The sequence below is a fragment of the Hafnia alvei genome (assembly GCF_034424155.1).
In the GTDB taxonomy this organism is placed as follows: Bacteria; Pseudomonadota; Gammaproteobacteria; order Enterobacterales; family Enterobacteriaceae; genus Hafnia; species Hafnia alvei.
The window spans coordinates 3,987,274-4,006,529 of the sequence record NZ_CP139992.1; the positions used below are offsets into that span (position 1 = coordinate 3,987,274).

Annotated in this window: 17 protein-coding genes; 1 reads left to right on the forward strand and 16 read right to left on the reverse strand. The window is 47.9% G+C overall.

Going from position 1 to position 19,256, the window contains the following annotated elements:
* Positions 1-1,248: 1,248 nt before the first annotated feature.
* From dbpA to yiaK, 13 genes are all read right to left on the reverse strand, one after another.
* Positions 1,249-2,628 (reverse strand): ATP-dependent RNA helicase DbpA, encoded by a 1,380-nt coding sequence (dbpA, locus tag U0008_RS18495; protein WP_025798220.1) that lies wholly within the window; start codon positions 2,626-2,628, stop codon positions 1,249-1,251.
* Positions 2,629-2,837: 209 nt separating this feature from the next.
* Complete coding sequence (locus tag U0008_RS18500) at positions 2,838-3,101, reverse strand: YdgH/BhsA/McbA-like domain containing protein (protein ID WP_040046064.1); 264 nt, start codon at positions 3,099-3,101, stop codon at positions 2,838-2,840.
* 158 nt (positions 3,102-3,259) lie between these two features.
* The gene (locus U0008_RS18505) at positions 3,260-4,663 is read right to left on the reverse strand and encodes a GH1 family beta-glucosidase (RefSeq protein WP_043489218.1); all 1,404 of its coding nucleotides are present in this window, start codon (positions 4,661-4,663) and stop codon (positions 3,260-3,262) included.
* Between the two features lie 56 nt (positions 4,664-4,719).
* The gene (locus U0008_RS18510; protein ID WP_043489230.1) at positions 4,720-6,036 is read right to left on the reverse strand and encodes a PTS sugar transporter subunit IIC; all 1,317 of its coding nucleotides are present in this window, start codon (positions 6,034-6,036) and stop codon (positions 4,720-4,722) included.
* Between the two features lie 138 nt (positions 6,037-6,174).
* Positions 6,175-6,747, reverse strand: a complete 573-nt coding sequence (locus U0008_RS18515) for a C40 family peptidase (protein WP_043489217.1) — start codon at positions 6,745-6,747, stop codon at positions 6,175-6,177.
* Positions 6,748-7,280: 533 nt separating this feature from the next.
* The gene (gene araD / locus U0008_RS18520) at positions 7,281-7,982 is read right to left on the reverse strand and encodes an L-ribulose-5-phosphate 4-epimerase (protein WP_043489214.1); all 702 of its coding nucleotides are present in this window, start codon (positions 7,980-7,982) and stop codon (positions 7,281-7,283) included.
* Positions 7,976-8,848, reverse strand: a complete 873-nt coding sequence (locus U0008_RS18525) for an L-ribulose-5-phosphate 3-epimerase (protein ID WP_043489212.1) — start codon at positions 8,846-8,848, stop codon at positions 7,976-7,978. Before U0008_RS18525 ends, araD begins: the two co-directional genes overlap by 7 nt.
* Positions 8,845-9,504 carry a 3-keto-L-gulonate-6-phosphate decarboxylase UlaD gene (gene ulaD / locus U0008_RS18530; protein WP_043489209.1) on the reverse strand — a complete coding sequence of 220 codons (660 nt, stop codon included), beginning with the start codon at positions 9,502-9,504 and terminating at the stop codon, positions 8,845-8,847. Before ulaD ends, U0008_RS18525 begins: the two co-directional genes overlap by 4 nt.
* A gap of 13 nt (positions 9,505-9,517) precedes the next feature.
* Positions 9,518-11,044, reverse strand: a complete 1,527-nt coding sequence (locus U0008_RS18535) for an FGGY-family carbohydrate kinase (protein WP_043489207.1) — start codon at positions 11,042-11,044, stop codon at positions 9,518-9,520.
* 145 nt (positions 11,045-11,189) lie between these two features.
* Positions 11,190-12,527, reverse strand: coding sequence for an MFS transporter (locus U0008_RS18540; RefSeq protein ID WP_043489204.1), 1,338 nt, complete (start codon positions 12,525-12,527; stop codon positions 11,190-11,192).
* 124 nt (positions 12,528-12,651) lie between these two features.
* Positions 12,652-13,614: a DUF4862 family protein gene (locus tag U0008_RS18545; RefSeq protein WP_043489202.1), complete on the reverse strand. Its 963-nt coding sequence runs from the start codon at positions 13,612-13,614 to the stop codon at positions 12,652-12,654.
* Positions 13,615-13,651: 37 nt separating this feature from the next.
* Positions 13,652-14,119: a NanQ anomerase/TabA/YiaL family protein gene (locus tag U0008_RS18550; RefSeq protein WP_043489199.1), complete on the reverse strand. Its 468-nt coding sequence runs from the start codon at positions 14,117-14,119 to the stop codon at positions 13,652-13,654.
* A gap of 12 nt (positions 14,120-14,131) precedes the next feature.
* Entirely contained in the window at positions 14,132-15,130 is a 999-nt protein-coding gene (gene yiaK / locus U0008_RS18555) for a 3-dehydro-L-gulonate 2-dehydrogenase (RefSeq protein ID WP_040046074.1), read from the reverse strand.
* A 298-nt stretch (positions 15,131-15,428) separates the two neighbouring features.
* Here yiaK and U0008_RS18560 point away from each other — a divergent pair, with 298 nt between their 5' ends.
* Positions 15,429-16,250 (forward strand): IclR family transcriptional regulator, encoded by an 822-nt coding sequence (locus tag U0008_RS18560; RefSeq protein WP_025798246.1) that lies wholly within the window; start codon positions 15,429-15,431, stop codon positions 16,248-16,250.
* Positions 16,251-16,277: 27 nt separating this feature from the next.
* Here U0008_RS18560 and U0008_RS18565 read toward each other — a convergent pair whose 3' ends face one another.
* The 3 genes from U0008_RS18565 to U0008_RS18575 form a co-directional block, all read right to left on the reverse strand.
* A complete protein-coding gene (locus U0008_RS18565; RefSeq protein WP_043489228.1) occupies positions 16,278-16,895 on the reverse strand; it encodes a DUF3156 family protein in 618 nt (205 codons plus the stop codon).
* Between the two features lie 233 nt (positions 16,896-17,128).
* Positions 17,129-18,085: an HNH endonuclease gene (locus U0008_RS18570; protein ID WP_043489195.1), complete on the reverse strand. Its 957-nt coding sequence runs from the start codon at positions 18,083-18,085 to the stop codon at positions 17,129-17,131.
* A gap of 330 nt (positions 18,086-18,415) precedes the next feature.
* Positions 18,416-19,033 carry a DUF3156 family protein gene (locus tag U0008_RS18575; RefSeq protein WP_025798252.1) on the reverse strand — a complete coding sequence of 206 codons (618 nt, stop codon included), beginning with the start codon at positions 19,031-19,033 and terminating at the stop codon, positions 18,416-18,418.
* Positions 19,034-19,256: the final 223 nt, after the last annotated feature.

Genomic DNA, 19,256 nt, shown 5'->3' on the forward strand with positions numbered 1-19,256 from the left:
GGAATTATTAAACGTTCCCTAAACATATTTTATATTTAGTGTTAAACCTTTTTTCGTATCACTCCATTTAAACGCTCAATGATTAAATGAAAGAAAAATCTTTCGAATGACACAAATGAAAATAGAAATAGATTTTATTCCCCCTCATAAAAAGGTGCAGACAACATGTCCTTAAACACTCGATTTATAAAGTCCCACTTGCTCATCCTGGAACAATAAGAAAATCAATGAAGGTACTACTGGCCCTTACAGCTCATAGATAGACTGTAGAGGTTAAGGATTAATTTCTTTAGTATTTCCTATCCTTTTGACTACCCGACATGCTTGAAAAACCCATATAAACGCATAGAGAAGGGAGTTCAAAAACCATCAAATGCCGCAACAAAACTGCTTAGCATTTGTCACTAACCCTTCAACATTTAGATCATTATATCATTTTAAACAATATTGCGATCATATGATCTGAAAAATTACAAAAAACAGCATTAAATCCTGTTTAATGGTTTTTTATTCAATTCACAAGTACTTTATATGAAAAGATAAGTAAGTAATGGATTATTTATATCGAATTTATTTTTAACGCTGTCTGTTTCACTTATGTTTAAATTAAATTGTTTTATTTAAAAATAAGTAAAACCAAGTATACAAAAGAAAATAAAACAATATTAAAACTCATGTCGTTTAGTTTTTATTTAAAAAAAGAGTTAACAAATAATGGATAAACAATATATCAACCACATCTTTAATGGCTTTCATGATATTAACAATAAAAATAATAAATTTTAAACATTGAATTAACATTGGATGCTAATTATTTATTTAGAAACAAAACTGCTAGCTGGGTTTACTCATGGATAATTAAAACACTATGCATAGTAGCTTTTGCTATATTCGACGTATATAGGATGTAACCCCAATAACTGGCGTCCAAAGCTTACAGTTGTAAGGTGGCACCTACTGTCGCAGACTTGATAGTCACTGCAGTTAATATAATAAACAGCATGCCCTCTCTTAAACAGACTTCGTTAAGCTCAATATAAATAAGAGATAGTCGCTATTTTCTGTAAAATTTAAACAGAAGGGTAACGTAAAGGCGTATTACTACTGTCAGGCGAAGCTAATTAAACATTGAGTGAAATATTTTAGTTAGGTAGGAAATTATATTAAGGGAAACTTTTGCGGGTATCTGATGAGATATGATGCTAGCCCCCCTACAGGTAAGGGAGGCTAGAAAGGAGAATTGGTGGGTTACTTATAAATACGAACCTTGCAGCTTTTCCCTTTGATCTTGCCTTCCTGAAGCTGCTTGTAGGCTTTCTTAGCTGATGCTTTACGGATAGCTACATAGGCATGAATCGGGAACATATCGATTTTACCCACGTCCGCGGCGGTAAGGCCTGCGTCACCGGTCAACGCGCCCAGAATATCGCCAGGGCGGATCTTGGCCTTACGGCCACCGTCGATGCACAACGTCACCATTTCAGCTTCCAATGGCTGCATCGGTGATGCCATCATTTTATCCGCAGACAACCAAGTCGGTTTCAGGCCGATATAATCTTCCAGCGCATGAGCACGCACCATTTCTGATGGAGCCACAAAGCTCACAGCTAAGCCTTTCTGGCCTGCACGTGCGGTACGGCCAATACGGTGGACGTGAACTTCAGGATCGAAAGAAAGCTCGTAGTTCACAACCATTTCCAGCTCTTTGATATCTAATCCACGCGCGGCGACGTCGGTAGCCACCAACACGCGGCAGCTACGGTTGGAGAAACGTACCAGCACCTGATCGCGTTCACGCTGTTCTAAATCACCGTGCAGAGCCAACACGCTAATATTCTGCCCAGACAGCGCCTCGTAGACGTCTTGGCAATCACGTTTGGTATTACAGAACACCACGCATGATGCCGGTTGCAGATTGCTCAGCAGCGCTTGGAGCAACGCTAATTTCTCACCGCGTGAGGTTTCATAAAACTGTTGTTCGATATCTGGCAGCGCAGAAACATCGCCGGTTTCAATATTCACAGGCTCACGTTGAATACGCGCGCTGATGCGTTCAATGCCCTGCGGATAGGTCGCAGAGAATAAAAGAGTTTGGCGTGAAGTTGGGGTGTAACTGATCACATCGTCGATGGCATCGGCAAAGCCCATGTCCAACATGCGGTCGGCTTCGTCCAACACCAGCACTTTCATCGCATCCAAACTAACGCTTTTCTTGCGCAAATGTTCCTGAATACGGCCCGGCGTGCCCACTACGATGTGCGGCGCATGAACTAAAGAATCCAGCTGATGGCTGATTGGCTGGCCGCCACACAGTGTCAAAATTTTGATGTTCTGGGTGAAACGCGCTAAACGGCGCAGTTCTTTGCTGACCTGATCCGCCAGCTCACGCGTTGGGCACAGCACCAGCGCCTGAGTCGTAAACTGGGTAACATCAATCTGCTGTAGCAGACCGATACCAAAAGCGGCTGTTTTACCGCTGCCGGTTTTGGCCTGCGCCCGAACGTCACGCCCTTCTAAAATGGCAGGCAATGCAGCGGCCTGCACGGGGGTCATTGAGGCATAGCCAAGTTCAGCGAGGTTTTCTAGCTGCGCCGCTGGCAGCGTCAGGGAAGCAAAAGATTGGGTCACAACGGTTACTCTAATCAGACAAAAAATAAGGGGGAGCAAGTTTGCTGTTGAACGCGATTATAGACTCGTAGCGCCAGCGGACTTGTACTCATAGGCGCACATAATAACAGAGAAGCGGTGGGTCGAGCAGAAGTAAAAATAGACAACATGATGAGAGAAGAAATGCGGGGAAAATCCCCGCTTGATAATCCGCGTCGTACAGCCTTGGGCTATTTATATACTTCCGCAATAGCGCTGATTTTGCCGTGCTCACGGCCAGCGATAATTACGTAATATTTACCGCCTTTCTCATCTGCCAGCTTAGACAAGACTTCTTTAGCATCCATTGGCGATGTGGTTTCTGCCGTGGTGCTTACGGTACCAATTTTCGTATATTTTGCGGCTTCTTCTTTCGTGATTTCCTCTGCTGCCAAAGCGCCAAAAGATACTGAACTCACCAGAATCGCTGCGGTAATAGCTTTAATTGCTTTCATAAATCACTCCTTGTTGTTTGTCATTGGATAGAACAACTACAGGATTAAAGGTAGTACAGATTCATGAACGCCGCAGGAAATGCCATTTTTTTGGCCAGAATTAAGAAATATCTCCCCTAGGACGGGGAGATAAAAAGGGAGGAATAATCAGTCCAGCACTAGAGCTCATCACCGTTTGAGCGGATCACTTTTTGGTACCATTCAAAACTCAGCTTCTTCTTGCGCGCCAAGTTATTCTCACGGTCGATATACACAAAGCCGTACTGTTTTTGGTAACCGTTGAGCCAAGACAGCAAATCAATAAATGACCAAGGATAGAATCCACGTACATCGGCGCCCTGCTCAATAGCACGACCAACGGCGCGAATATGCTCGCTCAGATAATCAATGCGCGGCTGATCTAAAACCGCGCCGTCAACAATCGGATCCTTCGCGCCTAAACCATTTTCAGTAATATAAATAGGCACTTCACCGTAGCGATGACGAATACGACCAATCGCGTCGGTCAGCCCTTCTGGATAAATTTCCCAATCCCAATCGGTGTAGACCCCGTTTGGATTTTTCACGATCTTGAATAGGCCTTTGAAGCCCATTCCGCCGCCGCTGCCTTTCTGGCCTGACGTATTAAGATCGAACCCTTGCACGTCATCGTTACGCGCCACCATTTCACGCTTGTAGTAATTCAGGCCGATGAAATCAACGATGTTTTCTTTCAGTAATTCAGCATCACCAGGGTGGAATTCAGGCACGCCAAATGCAGCCTGTGCCATTTCGAGCATGTCGTGCGGATATTCGCCTTTTAGCACAGGATCATACAGCCAGTGGGTGTAAATCCCTTCGGCGATCTCCCACGCGCGCAAATCTTCAGGCTCTTGGCTGATCGGATCGTTAGGTTGAAGCACGTTAACAAAACCAATTTGGCCTTTAATTCCCATCTCACGAAAACTTTTCACCGCACGGGCATTGGACAAGAAAACATGATGACAGGCCTGAATGCCCAACTTAGGATCTTTCAGCTTCGGTGGATGCTGACCGGTGAAATACCCCATGCCAATAAATACGATGGTTTCGTTAAACGTTGACCACAGGTCAACGCGATCGCCGAAGCGTTGATAACAAAGACGGGCATATTCATCAAAGGCATCAACGATTTCACGCCCTGCCCAACCGCCAAATTTATCCTGCAATGCCTGAGGGAGATCCCAGTGATACAGCGTGATCATTGGGCGAATATTGTGGCGCAAAAGCTCATCGATCAAATCGCTATAAAATTTGATTCCGGCTTCGTTCACTTCGCCGGTGCCGTTCGGCAACACGCGTGGCCACGAAATAGAAAAACGATATGAGGTCATCCCCAATTCGGCCATCAACGCCACATCTTCTTTAAAACGATGATAGTGATCGGCTGCGACGTCGCCGTTTGTCCCTTCGTGCGTGGTGCCCGGCAAATGAGAGAACACATCCCAAACAGATAATCCTTTACCATCAGCGTCATGTGCACCTTCCACCTGATACGCTGCCGTTGCGGCTCCCCAGAGAAAATCTTTTGGAAACTGGCTCATAGTTTTATTACTCCGTTAACGCTATAAATAAAAAGATAAAATAGTGATTGCCGCTGTTACCACACGATAGCTTCATCGTCTTCTGGTGCCGGTTCGGCCTGTTCCTGTGCCAAGAGCTGCTTCTCATAAGCCTTAAAGAACGGGTAATAAATCAGGGCAGATAACGCCATCAGCAACAGCACTAATACGGTGACACGGAAATCCCAGCCCATTGCCCACGCGGCACCAATCGGCGCTGGCGATGTCCACGGAACCAGAGAAATCATGTGAGGAAGCAGATTGGTCGTCACAGCGGTGTAGGCCACAACCGCATTGATCATCGGCGATAAAATAAAGGGAATGAAGAAGGTTGGGTTCATAACGATCGGCGTACCAAAAATCACCGGCTCATTAATATTGAACATGCTCGGAACCAGACTCAGTTTCCCCATCGCCCGTAGATGCACAGATTTGCTGCGCAGGAACAACAGCACTAAACCGAAGGTGGCCCCCGAGCCACCGATTACGATCAGAAAATTCCAGAACGCCTCCGTCATGATATGCGTAAGCGGCAGCCCTGCGGCAAGATCGGTTTGATTTAACCCTAAATTCGTCAGCCAAAATGCCTGCAACATGCCGGAAACAATGGCTGAGCCGTGGATCCCTGCAAACCATAACAGATGACAAATCAGCACGGCGAGTAGGATAGCCGGTAGTGAATCAGCGGCAGAAATCAGTGGTTGGAACAGCGCCATAATCGCCTGAGGAAGCAGTTGGTCAAACAGAGCCTGCACGCCCATGCTGATCGGATACAGCGTAATAATGACGGCGAGAATCGGGATCAGCAGATCGAATGATTGTTTGATGTTTGCCGGAACCTGCGGAGGGAGCCTTATTCCAATATTGTGATGTTTGAGAAAACGCGTGAGCTCCGTGACATAAATCGCCACGATAACGGCGGTGAAAATCCCCACGCCGCCCAGTGCAACGGTAGGCATATTTCCGTTAGCCTGTGGTGCTGATACCAATAAAAATCCCATCAGGGCCAGCATTGCCGTCATGAAAGGATCAAGCTGATAGCGTCTTGCGAGGTTGTAGGCAATGGCCGCGGTGATATAAATCGACATGATCCCCATCGTCATATTAAACGGCGTCAGGATCTGGCTTTCATACTTTCCAGACAGCGCCAGCCAACTGCGCGCAAAACCCCAGCTACTCTCAGCGGAAAACGGGGGGTAGACAAATACCAGCAAAAACGAACCAACAATCATGAATGGCATGGCGGCAATAAAGCCATCGCGAATCGCCATAATATGCCGCTGAGAAGAAATTTTTCCTGCCACTGGGCTAATTCGATTTTCGATAAAGCTAAACAGCGATTGACTGATATTCATCATGCTCTACCCCTAATAAGACGCGTAAGGAACAGAGTATAAGGTGCCATTTTCACTTACTGCAACCGGTTTCAGTAACCGGTTTCATTATTCATCTAGAGTGTGAAGGCGATCGAAAAAATCGAAGAATACGCACGCTTAAATCACGCGCACCGAAGTTTCGTAACGGTTTTCCCAGTATTGATCGTCGAGGCGAGAAGTCGTTACCCCCATACTCTTTGATGCATGGATGAACTGACCATTCCCCACATACACGCCAACATGTCGCGTCTCCGGCGAGGTTTTAAAGAAAACCAAATCACCGATTTTGAGCTGCTGCTTCGCAATGTGATTACCGGAATGAATTTGCTCGGAGGTCGTTCGCGGCAGATTAACCGAGAGTTCGCCGAGCACACGGCGCGTAAATGCAGAGCAATCGATGCCATACTGAGAATCGCCGCCCCAAAGATATCTCACCCCCTGCCAGCGCCGATAATCCTGCAAAATCACCTGCTTGATATTGGCCTGCTGCGGATCGTTAAAGCTGTTGCTATTGAGCGCGCCCTGATAGGACGCTCGGTAAGAAGAGAGCGCTGAGCGATGTTTAACATGCAGGTTTTCATTCATCTTGTCGGATTTAAAATATGTGGGTAATTCAAACGCAGATGAAGGCTGAACCACAAACGCGCCAGAGCAAAATACAACGGCTGAGATAAGTTTTCGAAATAACATTTTGAGATCATCGTAGAGAGAGAAGAGCGTCCTTAAGAGGCGTCGCGACTGGCCTCAACATCAAGGGCTTCACGCTGAATCACGTCCATTGCAGGGTGAAAACTACACAGCTATTCACTCAGTCTCCACTGAATCAATTTTGAAGTTATGCTTACGAGTTAAGCATATGTTTTATGAATTTATGTTTTGCTTGGTGAACCATAGCGTTAAAACAAGAAGAGAATGTTAATAAGAAAATTTGTCAGGAATAAAAATTAAAAAACCGCCAAAGAATGGTAACGCTGTTCACTTAAGCTCGATTTTAGGGGGAGCACACCGATGGGGTCGTAGCGGCGAAAGCCGCCGACAACTTTGCTTGAGCAAAGTTGAACCACGCTTTAGCGTTGGCCCGTAGGGTGGAACACAAGGATGTGTTCCATAACGGCCCCGCGGTGTGCTAGACCCGTGTATCTCTTAAATGAGCGGCGTTACCACATAGCGATCTATGCCCAAAATAATTCAGGTGGCTTGAAAGTAAGACGGGGATAAATCCGCTATTTCCCCTGCCCATAATAGGCACCCGCACCGTGTTTACGCAGGTAGTGTTTATCCAATAAAGCACGCTGCATCGAGTCAATTTCTGGCATCAGTTGGCGGGAGAAGATCCCCATGTAAGCGCACTCTTCTAGCACCACGGCATTATGCACCGCATCTGCGGCATCGCAGCCCCACGCAAAGGGCCCGTGTGAATGCACTAACACTGCGGGAACCTGCATAGGGTCAATATCACGCAGGGTGAAGGTTTCAATAATCACTTCACCGGTTTCATGCTCATAGTCGCCTTCAATTTCGTCTTGATTCATCAGACGCGTGCACGGAACAGTGCCATAAAAATAGTCTGCGTGCGTGGTGCCCCAAGCAGGCAAATCAAGTCCGGCCTGAGACCAAATGGTGGCGTGGCGCGAATGGGTATGAACGATACCGCCAATGTGCGGAAAAGCCCGATACAGCGCGAGATGGGTGGCCGTATCCGACGATGGCTTTTTATTTCCCTCCACCACATGACCGCTGGCTAAATCTACCACCACCATATCTTCTGCCTGCATTCCGTCATATTCGACGCCAGAGGGCTTAATCACTACCCGCCCAGATTCACGATCGATTGCACTCACATTTCCCCAGGTAAACGTGACTAAGTGATGCTTAGGCAGAGCCAGATTGGCATCTAAAACCTGCTGTTTTAATTGCTCTAACATAACAAACCTCCTTCCAGCATCTTCGCTTCGATCCACTGCCGCGCTTTGATGATTTCCAGCACCGGCTCCGCTGATTTTTCCGTCCACATTTCGATCAAGAATGAACCACGATAGTTCAGCCGTTTTAGCGTTTGGAACACGCCGACAAAATCAACGCAGCCATCACCGAATGGCACATCGCGAAACTGCCCTTGGCTGGTTGCCGTCACCGGATAGGTATCTTTCAAATGAATCGCCGCAATACTATCGATACCCAACTCCAGTTCGGCAGAGACATCATTGCCCCACGCGCTCAGATTTCCCACGTCGGGATAAACGCTAAACCACGGCGATGAAAGCAAACGATCCCATTTTTTCCACTTGGTAATGGAGTTCATGAATTCGGTATCCATGATCTCAACGGCCAGCATCACCTGCGCACCTGCGGCCTGCTCCACCGCCCACGCCAGCCCCTCGGTAAAACGCTGCTGAGTGCCTTCATCTTGCTCTTCGTAATACACGTCATAGCCCGCAAGCTGAATCGTTCTGATGCCTAAGTCGCGCGCCAGATAAATCGCTTTCGTCATAATGCTACGCGCCTGCTGGCGCACATTTTCGTCGTGACTGCCAAAAGGAAAACGCCGATGCGCTGATAAACACATGGAGGGAATAGCAACCCCACTTTCCAGCATTGCTCCCACCAACGAGGTTCGCTGAGCAACGCTCCAGTCTAAACGGCTGAGTCTTTCGTCCGTTTCATCCACCGACATTTCAACGAAGTCGAACCCACAGCTTTTTGCCAGCGCTAAGCGCTCTGGCCAGCTTAAGGTTTTTGGCAGGGCTTTTTCATAAATGCCGAGTGGATGACGTCGTTTGATGATGTTCATCGTGATGCCCCCCAAATTTCATCGATCTGCTGATGAAACGCCTGTGCAACCTCTTGCGGATGCTCAGCTTCAGACAATGCACGGCCAGCGATAAACGCTCTGACGGAGATATCTTTAAACAGCGCGAGATCCTGTGGCGTGATCCCTCCGGTGATCGACAACTCCAATCCCAGATCGGAAAGCTGCTTCATTCGATCCAGATCCTGCGGGCTCCAAGATTGCCCGCTAGCCTGAGCGTCGCGCCCACGATGATAAATCGCCTGACGCACTCCGGCGGCTCGCCAGGCTTTCGCATCGTCGAGCGTCCAATTGCCAAATAGCTCAATTTGAATCTCACCGCCGCGAGACTGAGCCACCTGATGCGCTTTTATCACCGTCGCCAACGGGGCTGCGCAGATCACCGTCATCCAGTTTGCACCGGCGTCGAAGGCCTCGGTTGCCAAGGTTTCTCCGGCATCTGCCACTTTGAGGTCGGCAACAATAATGCTATCAGGACACATCTGACGCAGCGCCCGCACAGCCTGCAATCCTTCACTGATGCACAGGATCGTACCGGCTTCGATAATATCCACGTGGTTTCGCAGCGCACTCACGCTTTGCAACGCCGGGTTCAGGCTCGTGTGATCCAGCGCGAGCTGGAGCAAAGGTCGGTTCATAATGAATAGCTCCTCAAGACTTGGACAACGATGAGCAGCGCACGTGATAGCCATGCAATGCTTCAATCAAATATTGGTAACGGGTAAATTTGTGCTGATAGGCCGACCACGCCGAGCTATCGGGTTCAATGCGTTGAATGGCGTGGTTAAGCTGGCTTTGCGCCTGTTTAACGCTGGAGTACACACCGCTGCCCACCAGCGCCACCAAGGCCGCGCCTAAACAGCCCGTTTCTTCAACCTGTGGCAATTCAACGGGTAAGCCACTGACATCAGCCAGCATTTGCATCCAGACTTTTGAGCGCGCAGGCCCGCCGGTAACGCGCAGTTTGCGTACCTGCGTAAAACGTTCACGCATACGGTTGAGATGCGTCATGTGGCTAAACACCACGCCCTCATAAACCGCCTGTAAAAGATGCTCGCGCCGATGGAGCGATTGCAGACCATAAAAACCGGCGGTCATATCCAAACCGGCATTGCTGCCATACAAAAACGGCAAAAACATCACGTCGCTGCCGGCCTTCGGTAAAGCGCCTACCGACTGATTAATCTCTTCAAAACTGATACCGCCGCACTGTTGGGTTAGCCATTCCAAGTTGGCAGAAGAGGTTGGGCTGGCCTCATGCACGATGTAATTATTCTCATCGTCGCCCGGTGCATTGGCATAACGCCCATAGACGTAGGGATAGGGTTCATTCGGGGAAATATGTTTGGCAACACCGCTGGTCACCGCCCAGGTTCCCATCACGGCGTTAAGCGTGAGCTCATCCTGTAGGCCCGCACAGATCGCGGTAGAGACCACATCAAACAGCCCACCCACCACGGGAGTACCCGCGCATAGCCCCGTAGCTTCAGCCACCTCATGCGTCACTTTCCCGCATATTTCAGTGGAGCCCACAATCGGTGGCAGAGCACAAGAAACCTCGGAAATCCCAAGCCACTGCGTGAGCTGAGGGTCATATTCGCCCTGCATCATGTTGTAGAGATTGGATTCAGAAATGTTCGTCTCTTCGCAGCCGCGCTCTCCCGTCAGGCAAAAACGCAGATAGTCATGCGCCATCATTACTGAGCCAATTTTCTGATAACGCTCTGGCTGATGCCGTTTAACCCAGCGCAGTAAAGAAACCGGATGGCCGGTCCACAGAGTTTGCCGTGTCAGTGGATAGAGCATCTCCGGCAGCCCATCACGTTGCCATTGCGACACCACGTCAATCGCTCGCCGATCCGATGACAACATGGCATTGCCCAGCGGCCGGTTTTCTTTATCTAAGAGAAACAGTCCCTTGCCCTGAGCCGATATCCCGATAGCCTGCACCTGCTGACCATTTACACCGCTTTGGCGCAACAGCGTGGCGATAGTTTCTATGCAGGCTTTCCACAGCAGAGACATATCACGTTCGGCCCAGCCCAGATGCTCACTTATCACCGGCAATGCTTGGCGGCTAATACACAATTCCGCACCTTGCCTATCGTATAATCCCGCTTTGAGATAGGTTCCGCCGCAGTCGATACCCAGCCAATATTCCGTGGATGTCGCACTCATAATCATTCCTGTTATTTGCATTGATTGCCCAACCAGTCCCCCTACCAACTTCCCCCTTGTCAGGGGAAAGGGCCGATCGAGACCCTTACAAACTACGCTGAACGGTCCCCTCCCCTGCGAAGGGGAGGATTAGGGTGGGGTCTATTTATGCCGCCGTACGTTTACCTTCTGGCAGTTGCGCACCAGACTGCGTTGGCACATCACATTTTGCTGGCAGCAACAGGGCCAGCAGCGCCGCTATCGCCAGCGACAGCGCAAGGCAATAAACACCGGCGTCTTTGTTGTAATAAGTAATCAGCAAGCCAACCGCATACGGCCCGCAAAATCCGCCGAGATTACCGAGCGCATTAATTACCCCACGCGCCCCACCCGCCATTTCTGCGCTAAATAGCTTGGCTGGAATGGTCCAAAATACGCCCGCGGCCGACTGTAGAAATACGCCGCAGCCCACCAGCATTGCGTATGACCACCACACATGGTTTTTCAACGTCACAGACAGGAACATACACGCGGCAAAACCCAGCAGCGGTAAGAACACAAACAGCTTGCGTTTGCCGGTGCGGTCAGAGAGTGAAGAAAAGAGGAACATGCCTGCCATCGCTCCCACATAAGGGAGGATGGCCAACATGCCCACCTGCCCCATTGAGGTATGCGTCAGCTCTTTGAGGATGGTCGGCAGCCACAGGGTGTAGCCGTAAATACCGGTTTGATAAAAGAAGTTCAGCGCGATCAACTGCCACATGGTTTTATCGGACAGGACCGCACTCAGAGAGGCGTTTTTCACCTCTTTTCCGGCAATCGCGCGCTGCTCTTCGGCTAAGGTGGCGATCAGCCAATTTTTCTCTTTTTCCGAGATCCAGCGTGCCTCTTGTGGTCGGTCACACACCGCCATAACCCACAGAACCAGCACCGCCACCGACATCAAACCTTCAATAATGAACAGCCAGCGCCAGTCAAGCGCAGTGATAATCCAGCCCGAAAGCGGTGCCGTGATAATGCCGGCAATCGGCACAAACATAATCACAATCGCATTGGCGCGTCCGCGTTCCGCATCTGGGAACCAGTTGCTGATCATGGTGAGCACGACGGGCAGCATTCCCCCTTCCGCCACCCCGAGAGCAAAGCGCAGAAACAGGAGTTGGTAATGATTCGTCACCAAGCCGGTTAAAATGGAAATAACTACCCACGCAACCAGTGACCAGCCAATAAATTTTTTCCCGCTGCCATGCACGGCAATTTTTCCACCGGGAACTTGCAGGAATAAATAACCAATAAAAAAGATGCCGCCAGCTAAGCCTGCCATGGAGGCCGTAATACCGAGATCTGCATCCATGCCTCCAGGCATCGCAAACGCGATATTCACCCTATCCATATAGGAAATAATGCAGGCAATTAAGATCGGTGGAATTATTCTTAGCCATCGCTGACGAGGAATATCATTTGGTATATTATTTTTATGTAGGGTATCAGAGTTAGATTTCATAACTTCACGCCTTAATCATTATTGATACGGCCCGTACAGTGATATGCACAGATTTCCCCATTGACATGGGTTTATTTGGTGAAGACTTAATGCATTTAATCCATTAAAAAAAGATAAAGTTTTATTACTGATTTCGTGTCGCGATATTTAAAGCCTTAATTCCATCGCGCAATATATCAATACGATGTGCAACGCTGGCTTGCGGATCAATTTCTAATAGTTTAATTCCAGCAAAACTTAATGATTCCAATGGCGCTAACGCAAACATTTCAGACGCCAGTTCTACGGTCATTAAACTTTCAGCACAGTTAACCCGTGCGCTTGCGAACGGCGCAAAAGGCGCGTGTAAATCTTGCCAATCACCGTATGCGCCACCTGTCGTGGTGCCAGAAAACATCAACGCTTTGAGCACTCCGGCCTGCTGGCTTTGTTGCAGATGCTGTAATGGCAATTCCGTACTGCGTCCTTCAATCGCTGAACGAGCCCAGTTAATGGCTACCCCAACCTCTTTTTCCAATGCCTGTATCACCGCAATTTCCTGCTCTAAAGGCAAAAAGCCTTTGCGTGAATCAGATTTATTCATTGCGTCGCAGTGTTCAATCACCAGTTCGCACGGCCAGTCCCAGCGCACAATCTGCTGCATTGACTCAGCAAAGCATTCTGCCGCCAGCGCAACATCATCAGAGCCAGCCAATGGCGCAGACTGAATCTCCAAAGCGAGGATTTTCTTCATGCCAAAGCGATCGTTGGTACGGTTAATTTTATTCAAAATATGGCGATAGTATTCAACGCAGGCCAAGCGCTGCGCTTTATCTGCCGAAGCTAAACCAAAGCCACCATGCCCTGCACGACGGCGCATCGTTTCCATGACGGCGGTAACAACAATTTGCCAGTCCGCGGGGATCTGTTGAAATAAATAGTCATCGCCATATGGATGAAGGTTTTCTAAACAAGGCTGTTCAATCCCACTAATTCCCTCAACGTCCGCAAGGCCACGCCAGAACGCCGTCTCTTGATCGCGGTCGAGTTGATGAAATGAAGGTGCGCAGGGGTATGCCCCGACGATAAAGCCGTGATTATGATTCATTGAAAATTATCCCTTGGTGGTGGAAATAATGAATACTTTAAATAAGCTCGCTCAGTGCGACTTTTACGACAACTTTACGAATTGGCGTCGCTTTATTTTTTATACATCCGGGACGATGAACATCTTGTGGGAAGAAAATAGCATAGCTTCCCTCGGTCATCGTTAATTCTGATTCATCATTCACATCGTGATAAAAAATAATATCTCGCTCAGCTAATAATGATTCAGATATTTTATTATTTCCGCGTTCCGCCGCAACGCAGATAATTTCTTCACCCTTGGCTAAAAATTGAATATCAATATAGCGGCGATGAACTTCTGGGTGATTATCTTTTTTGGGGCGCGTTGTCATATCAATAATTTGCGCATAAATATTGCGCCCATCGATTTCGACTTCCCCAACCTTTTGCTGGCTGAAATCCGTGGTACGTAAAAAATTGAGCGCTCTTTGGATTGCCGTTGGCAATACACACGGGTTTTCATTGCTAATATGGCCGAATATCATGATATTGCGTCCTTAAAGTGCCTGAATTTTTGCCCATACGCTGTCGTCAATGGTGATACCATTGCGGCGGTTTTCGGCCAGCAGTTGAGTAAACTCATGGCCTGGCAAACGAATCGCCACCTCAGGATTAGCGCGTTCAGCCCCTTTCACGTAATCCATAATGCGCTGTAGCTTGGCATCGCGAGTCGCACCTTCAATTAAGCGATCGACCTCAATGGCGATAAAAATCTGTGAAATCCCATATTCATCAGAGTTGTCCTCTGTCACTTCAGCAACCGAGGCACCATCAGACAACAGCGTCGCAATCATATCCAGCACGATGGATAAGCCGGAACCTTTCCAGTATCCCATCGGTAAAATACGGCGATTTTTCTCTATCACGCCCGGTTCACGAGTGAGATTACCCTCATCATCGAAGCCCCCGTCAACGGGCAATTCACGTCCTGCTAAGCGGTTCACTTCCAACATGCCGTAAGAGAACATCGACATCGACATATCTACCATGGTGATCGGATTTCCCGGAATCGCCACGATCAACGGATTCGTACCAATGCGACACTCTTTTGCTCCCCACGGTGGCATAACGGCAATCGAATTCGTCCAGCAAATACCAATATAGCCCTTCTCAGCGGCCTGCCATCCGTAGCTTCCGCCACGCATCCAGTGGTTGGCGTTACGCACCGCAATTAAACCAATGCCGTGGTCTGAGGCCAAAGACATCGCGCGATCCATCATTTTTTTCGCCGTGAGATTGCCGATAGAACGCTGCGCATCCCATTGCTCAATCGCCCCCAATGCTAAAACGCGTTTTGCCTGTGCATCAGGAATAATATCTCCCGCCTCAAGCTGTTGGATAAAACGAGGAAAACGGTTCACCCCGTGAGAATACACGCCGGATTCCGTGGTTTGGGCAAACATGGTCGCGCACTCACTGGCGGTTTCAGCCTGAACGCCACGTGCCAATAGCACGCGTTCAAACTCCTGTTTTAACTGGTCAAAACTCACTCGCATACCGCTCTCCTCGTGATTCAGACAATCTATCTGTTGGTTTTTAAATCTTTAAATTTCACTATGTGAAATCAGATTCCAAAAAATAATACCGCTCAAATTTTAACAAGTCAAAGCACTGACGTTTTTTAAAAGGCATTAAAATCAATAGTTTGTTTTTTATCATTCAAGAACGTGACGTGAAACACACTTCGGGTAGGGGGAACAGGGGAAGGGAAATAATGCAAAGGAATAGCAAAAAATGGCGATAAATTGGGTTAACATCACTGCAGTGTGATTTGACTGGAAAGATTAAAGGCGAATGAAAACAAAAGAGAAAGAAACCGAGATCGAGCCAAGCAAAGAAAAACCAGCAGGAAGCCAAAGTCTTTTTCGCGGCCTTCAGCTTATTGAGATCCTGAGCAACTACCCTAACGGCTGTCCGTTAGCGCATCTTTCTGAGCTAGCGCAATTAAACAAAAGCACCGTGCACCGCCTGTTACAGGGCCTGCAATCCTGCGGCTATGTCACTCCGGCACCAGCGGCAGGCAGCTACCGTTTAACCACCAAGTTTATTGCCGTTGGACAAAAAGCACTCTCTTCGTTAAACATCATCCATGTGGCTGCCCCTCATTTAGAGGCGCTGAATATTGCCACCGGAGAAACCATTAACTTCTCCAGCCGCGAAGACGATCACGCCATTTTGATTTATAAATTAGAGCCAACGACCGGCATGCTGCGAACGCGCGCCTATATCGGCCAGCACATGCCTCTGTATTGTTCAGCGATGGGGAAAATCTACATGGCCTATGGCCATCACGACTATGTAGAGCCTTATTGGAAGAGCCATCAAGATGAGATCCAGCCGCTTACGCGCAATACCATTATTCAGCTAGATCAGATGTACCAAGAGTTAGAGCAGATCCGCCAGCAGGGAATGGCGATGGACAGAGAAGAAAACGAGCTGGGCGTATCCTGTATTGCGGTACCGATCTTTGATATTCATCACCGCGTAAGTTATTCCGTCTCCATTTCCCTTTCAACCGCCAAGTTGGGGATGATTGGTGAACAGAATTTGTTAAAACCACTCAAAGAGACCGCAGCGGCGATATCGCGCGAGCTGGGCCTCAATACCTACGAATAGTCCCGCTGTGTTGTCTACCGTTGCCGCCTAGGCGGCAACGCCTTCGCTGGCGACTCGCGTCATTAATTCATCAAACATCTGCATAACGTTTACTAACTGCTGGCGCTGATCGTGATGCAGTTTTTGATACCGACGCTCTACCGGAACCTGACTAATCACCTCGGACGCCGCGTAGTGCTCAATTTCCAGCCACCACTGGCCTTGCTCTGCGCGCAGATTTAGATGGCGGAAATGCAAGTTTTCCAGAGCTGCAAAAATATGCGGATAACAATTCAGAACCGCTAACAAACGCTGGCTATCGTCATTTTTATCTTTGCAGCGAAACTGCACGCCGCCGCGCCCTAAAATATTGCCATTATGCGCCTTCAGCCTGACGGGCTGCTGCAATCCGGTCGATCCCTGAAGATGAAAATGACTACACACCACAAATGAGCGAAATAGCGCCGTCGCTTTTTCCCGTATTTCGATCGTTAATCCCTGCGGCAAAGCAACCGTCAAACTACACGATGAGGTGCGCTCACAGGCATAAGGACGAAAATCACGCGCCACCAGATTTAACATCTGCCCAGGTCGATAACCCACAGGTTCACGCGACGTCATCAACCAATGCCACGCACGACTCAGTAACGGAACTGCGCTGTTCACCACTCACTCTCCATCGACATAATTCATATTGTTGCGTTAGCCAAGCGTGGCCAACAGGCGGCGTAATATACACAATCCGCAGACTGATGCAAAAGCACTCATGTGGATGAGGTTTAGAGAGTTTAGGGGAGAGGTATTTTGAGGTGAGATTACTATTTATTTACATTTTTGCAACTTAATCCTAATTCAAATCATGCACACGCTACCGATAAGGCCGCGTATGCATAGCTTCGTTATTTATTTAAAAAAATATTATCTCTATGAAAATCAAGATAAATAATTTGATTCGGGTTGAAAGAGCCTACATTTTGTTCGCTGATATTTTTTAATCCTAGCTTGTTCAGCTCATCCTCAGACAGATTTGGAGATACTAAGACCTCGCCAGAATCAGCAAAACTGATAAGACCTTTATCAAATAACCAGTCAATATGAGGGGCAAGCAATAAACCATTATTTCCATCGAGTCTTTCATTGCCACTTTCACAGCAGCGCCACGGTTTTATATGACTTGCAATGAGGAGGCTAGGGGTATCAATTTTGGTGATGCGGCACGATGGCTCTACTTCCTGTAGATTACGACGAAAATCGCCTTGGCCTCGTCTTGCTTTGATCAGTTGCTCTTTAATGGTATCGTTTAAATCAACATCAGCAATAACTTGTTTTTCAACCTCATCATCGAGTTTCTCTCTTAGATCTGTCGGTTCTTTATCGATACCTTTACCCACCAAATGCTCTAATTCTTCGCCAGCATTCTCAACAATGTTAAAAACATCTTCTCCAACTTCAGTCAGATAAATATGCTGATATCCATGAGCATTATCGAGCCGTATAGGGGAATAGATATTTTCTTTTGATAAATGTGGACGAAGGTCATCAAGAATATCGAATGGGCTTACAGGGTTGGAGAATTTCTGCCAATCGACAGGGAGTAACCAACCATCATTACCCCAAAGCTTACCCGCAGCCCCGAATTCTGGCTTTGACGCACTGATGGCAAAATCAGTCACTACACCAACATAGGCAACTTTTTTATTCGCATAAGAAAGCACCTTATCACCCGGTGCCGCAATACAGAGATTGTCGTAATAGCGATTTTTAATATTTCCCTTTTTGGTCTTCGGAGACCACAGAAAACCGCCATTGACCTCATGCTTAACTGTTTGCTTATGGTTAACCCACCAATATCTCATCGCAGCCTCAAAGATGTCTTAATGATTTTTTATCTATCAATTAAAACAATCTAAAGAATAAGTTAATGGCTAACAATGATATTAGATAACTCACTAATAGCTAATTTTTTGCGAGGACGATTCCAATATCCGCAACAACTTAGATGTAAATGTGCTTGGCCGCTTTAGGTCGGTGCATTTCTTAGCGCCGCAGCGCATCTGATCCCTGCATTGACCGTGCTTGGTGAATATCCACGTAGCACGTACTGAGTCGCTATAAACAACAACCCCAACATCAAACTCATTCAATGTTGGGGTCGTAGATAAGTCTTAGATTTGGGTAGAGAGGAATTAAGCCGCCACACCTTGCACCGTCACGCGATCCATCAGTTTTTGGAACATCTGCATCACGTCCAACATCAGATGACGCTGCGCGTAAGGTAAGCGTTGATAGCCGCTACATACCGGACGCGGGCCTACCAATTCTGTTGCTGCAAATAGCTCAATTTCAAGCTGCCACTGCCCTGCTTCAGAACGCAGATTCAAGCGGCGGAAATTGAGGCAATCCAACGCATCGGTGATTTCAGGGTAGCAATCCAGCACCGCCATCAAACGACGGCTATCGTCATTGCTGGTTTTGGCACTAAAACGGGTATCCCCGCGGCCAAGAATATCGGTATTTTTAGCCTGAATGTGGATCGGTTGCTGCAAGCCTGTCTCACCACGCAGATGGAAATGGCAGGTCACGCTATAGCTTCTGAAGCTGGTCACAACGCGCTCTTCAACTTCCACTTCCAACCCTTGCGGGCAAACAACGTGGAGCACGCGATCGGACAGGCGTTTGCATTCAAATGGCTGTAGGTTTTTTTCAACCAGATGCAATACTCTTCCAGGCTGATAACCGATAGGATCACGCTGGCCGCTCAACCAACGCCATAAATTATTCACGACCTGAACTTCACTGTTCATATCATTATCTCCCGTGCTCACAAAAATGAATCAAAACCAAACTTTGGCTGCTGTTGTTACGTTTTTATCCTGCTGAACTGTCTGACATGAGGCCATTCGCTACAGCGCTAATAAGTTTGGATAAATCGTCACTGGCGTACGCTACTTCTCTCGAACTTCTTTCGGACTTTTCTCTTTACTCTAAATTTAGAGTGAGTGAAGCCACACAAATTTCGCATATAGA

Bases quoted from the DNA above. Each gene is read 5' to 3' on its own strand.
- U0008_RS18500 (WP_040046064.1), bottom strand. From the start codon at position 3,101: ATGAAAGCAATTAAAGCTATTACCGCAGCGATTCTGGTGAGTTCAGTA.
- U0008_RS18505 (WP_043489218.1), bottom strand. From the start codon at position 4,663: ATGAGCCAGTTTCCAAAAGATTTTCTCTGGGGAGCCGCAACGGCAGCG.
- U0008_RS18510 (WP_043489230.1), bottom strand. From the start codon at position 6,036: ATGAATATCAGTCAATCGCTGTTTAGCTTTATCGAAAATCGAATTAGC.
- U0008_RS18515 (WP_043489217.1), bottom strand. From the start codon at position 6,747: ATGTTATTTCGAAAACTTATCTCAGCCGTTGTATTTTGCTCTGGCGCG.
- araD (WP_043489214.1), bottom strand. From the start codon at position 7,982: ATGTTAGAGCAATTAAAACAGCAGGTTTTAGATGCCAATCTGGCTCTG.
- U0008_RS18525 (WP_043489212.1), bottom strand. From the start codon at position 8,848: ATGAACATCATCAAACGACGTCATCCACTCGGCATTTATGAAAAAGCC.
- ulaD (WP_043489209.1), bottom strand. From the start codon at position 9,504: ATGAACCGACCTTTGCTCCAGCTCGCGCTGGATCACACGAGCCTGAAC.
- U0008_RS18535 (WP_043489207.1), bottom strand. From the start codon at position 11,044: ATGAGTGCGACATCCACGGAATATTGGCTGGGTATCGACTGCGGCGGA.
- U0008_RS18540 (WP_043489204.1), bottom strand. From the start codon at position 12,527: ATGAAATCTAACTCTGATACCCTACATAAAAATAATATACCAAATGAT.
- U0008_RS18545 (WP_043489202.1), bottom strand. From the start codon at position 13,614: ATGAATCATAATCACGGCTTTATCGTCGGGGCATACCCCTGCGCACCT.
- U0008_RS18550 (WP_043489199.1), bottom strand. From the start codon at position 14,119: ATGATATTCGGCCATATTAGCAATGAAAACCCGTGTGTATTGCCAACG.
- yiaK (WP_040046074.1), bottom strand. From the start codon at position 15,130: ATGCGAGTGAGTTTTGACCAGTTAAAACAGGAGTTTGAACGCGTGCTA.
- U0008_RS18560 (WP_025798246.1), top strand. From the start codon at position 15,429: ATGAAAACAAAAGAGAAAGAAACCGAGATCGAGCCAAGCAAAGAAAAA.
- U0008_RS18570 (WP_043489195.1), bottom strand. From the start codon at position 18,085: ATGAGATATTGGTGGGTTAACCATAAGCAAACAGTTAAGCATGAGGTC.
- U0008_RS18575 (WP_025798252.1), bottom strand. From the start codon at position 19,033: ATGAACAGTGAAGTTCAGGTCGTGAATAATTTATGGCGTTGGTTGAGC.